At 41.0% G+C, this 2,899-nt stretch carries 2 protein-coding genes and 1 pseudogene; all 3 read right to left on the bottom strand.

Annotation, left to right across the window (positions count from 1 at the left end; all coding sequences use genetic code 11):
• Positions 1-405 (bottom strand): annotated as a pseudogene (locus ABR397_RS22225) (ImcF-related family protein); the annotation flags it as partial.
• The gene (locus ABR397_RS22220) at positions 402-1,529 is read right to left on the bottom strand and encodes a hypothetical protein (RefSeq protein WP_350307613.1); all 1,128 of its coding nucleotides are present in this window, start codon (positions 1,527-1,529) and stop codon (positions 402-404) included. The pseudogene ABR397_RS22225 and the gene ABR397_RS22220, both read right to left, overlap by 4 nt.
• Before the next feature lie 828 nt (positions 1,530-2,357).
• Positions 2,358-2,899: T6SS immunity protein Tli4 family protein (locus ABR397_RS22215; RefSeq protein ID WP_350307612.1), on the bottom strand; the 542-nt coding region annotated here is incomplete at its 5' end.

The following is a 2,899-nucleotide window of genomic DNA, read 5'->3' as shown; positions in this document are numbered from 1 at the left end:
GGTCAACCCCGGCGCGATGGCTTCCACCTGTTCAGGTTCGCCCACCAACAACAAGATACGGACTTTATACCCCCAGAACAGGCCATAACGACGGTGCAGGCGATCGCCTAAGTCATTGAGTATCAGAGCGGACTGGCTGGGGAGAATTTTTGTCCCTTCGGTTTCAGGTCTGAGTTTTTGTTGCGTTTTATTCTGCCGGATATGCCACCAGGCAGCATTTCCGAATAAGCCGATTAATATGGCCGGGAAAATCGTGGCACAGACATACCACGCAGGTTTAAGCAGGCCATTTTCCGTCAGCAATGCTTGATTAAAATAAATCAGCAGGAAAAATGTCCCGGCAAGGCTAAGGGTAATAAAAACATATCCCCAATAGCCATAATGATGATCACCATTCACTTTCATGGGTGTAATTCCTTAGTCATTAAATAGAGGATGGCATTCCCCTCAGGTAACTGATTGATAACGATATGGTCGCTATTTGTCAGGCCAACTGCCTCAGTCAGCATGGCTGATGCCAAAAACACGGACAGCGGCCCTGGCGACCCAAACGTGTGATCGATTAAATGGATTGGATTTTCTGGGGAGAAATTGAGTGAATGCGCATAGCTGAGAATCGCCAGCTCAGTCAGCACATTATTAGGGACACCCGTTACCCAAAGGTGTCGCATATGCGTTTTATCAATACGGTTATATTCAAACAATATAGGCAGATCTTTTGTTATTTCCCCCGGTAACGAAGGTAAAGGCCGCCCCATACCGGCAAAGACATTGAGTTTTTTTTGGGTGGCAAATTCCGTCGATGAAAGTAACTGGGCAGACACAAATTCGCTGTATGCCTTTTTATCACTGCCAGGCGGCCAGCGTTGGCATGCAAGAACCATTATTAGCCCTTCGAAAGCCGCCTCTTTGTATAACTTATCGATCTCATCCCTGTTTTCTGCCTGAATGGGCAGCAGATCCCACTGTTGGTATACCAAAGATTGATAGGAAAGCCAGTCGTCGGAAGAAACAGGGGCAACATAAATCCGGTGTAAAAAACCGCGATAATTCGGGCATTGTTTCTCCAGCTCACGATCAATTTCATCCAATAATTGCCGGTTATCTTTCGACGATAAAAACAGCGCTCGTCCTCTATGAGGAAAGGTAGGAATATCTTTCGAATCACCTAACAGCGATGCCATACCTTGCTGTTCAGGCGTCAGAATTATGTTGCCGACCACAGCCAGTTGTTTTCTGCTCCATTGCTGCCACTGGAAACGGGTTTCGGCACTGGCCTCTTCCCAAGCGTACGCTGCCGCACAATATTGCTCATAGCGGTTCAGCGCTGCGCCGAATAACATCAGCCATATCAAGAAGGACGGTAAGCTGCTATAAATCGCAGCGTGAATAAAATCGGTCGTGTCTTTTAGAAAAGCATAAACGAGTGTGCCAACAACCAGTATTAACAGTAGAATGATAAACCATAATCGATAGCGCAAAGGCGCTACTGCTTTGAGTTCAGGTATTTCAGGAATAGGCCAGCTCATAATAATGACCTCATAGTATTATGAAGAATGGAATTTGAAACAGAGTAATAGCCATTGTGCATCACAATGGAATAAATACCCGGGTTAATTGCATTACCTAAACAAATAATATCAAATATCATGATATCCTCTCTAATTATCATCATAATAACCCCATAATAAACAGTTGATATCTGGAGATAATGTTTTATCTCCAGATATCCCGCCATTAACTTTCATCCTTGCATCCATGCATCCATGCATCCATGCATCCATGCAATTCAAATAAAAATAAGAAAACCATTCACCAAGACAAGAGAGCAGCCAAGATAGACAACAAAGTAAGTAATATATTGTTGTTCAACCTTCACCGTCTGAACCTAAAGTACGTATTTATTTCCATCCGTTTACCCATATAAATTTGACCATATCATTATAAAAATAATAGAACCGCTCATTAACAACGCAACAAAAATTAAGAGTAGGGCACGCGTGTATTTCTTTTGCTTAATGCATTTAATTATCCGACAAATAACCAACACATCAAGAACCATAATTATCGGCCAAATATAATATAACAAGAAAACAGAAGCGAATAATGCCGCATCCCAATAGTCAAGTCGAATCATATTGTTCCCCTCATTAGTGAATTATTTTTAGAATCCCCAACCTCTCACAAAGAGAAGAAGAGAAGCCACAACAGCTGATAAAACCAATAATTTCTTTTTTTATTCAATTTTCACTGTCTGAATAATCTGATAACTGAATATAAAAACGCTTTAATTTTATTATATTACCCTGATTTTTTACCCCTATATCCCTATAAGGGGTTTAATTTAACGCGTATTTTTATCGCTCGCCGAAAGCGCCCGGTCTTTTACGAAAGCTCTTCGTTACTGCATCCCAAAATGCCACCAGTTCATTTTCACTATATGGTGTTGGCGATTCCCGGTCATTCTTCAACTCAATATTAACAAAAGGGTTTTTATAATCTCCTAATGTTTCATTGGCAATTAAATTAAACATATATTGAGGGATTTTTATTTCAGGCTCCGATAACATCCCTTCCGAACCTGACGCTAAAATTTCCTCCGTATGAGTACCGTTAATTTTACGCTTCCCTTTTCTTATTGTTTTGACACGCATGGCTAATAACATCCCTTCCATTCCACTAATACGATCCAGCATATTGTCTTTCTCTTTAATATAATTCAATATCTCAACGCTGAAATTAAAGTGGGCACTATCATTTCCCTGATAGACAAAGGTTATTCTTTCTTTCTCATAACGACTACCAGCAATAAATCCATCAGGGATACAGGTTCCTGCCACTGTCGGAATTTCTGTATCCTTTCTGCCGCTGATTCTAGATAATAACTCTTTCATTTTCA

The sequence above is a fragment of the Photorhabdus viridis genome (genome assembly GCF_040256935.1).
In the GTDB taxonomy this organism is placed as follows: domain Bacteria; phylum Pseudomonadota; class Gammaproteobacteria; order Enterobacterales; family Enterobacteriaceae; genus Photorhabdus; species Photorhabdus viridis.
This window is presented reverse-complemented; position numbering and strand designations above follow the sequence as displayed.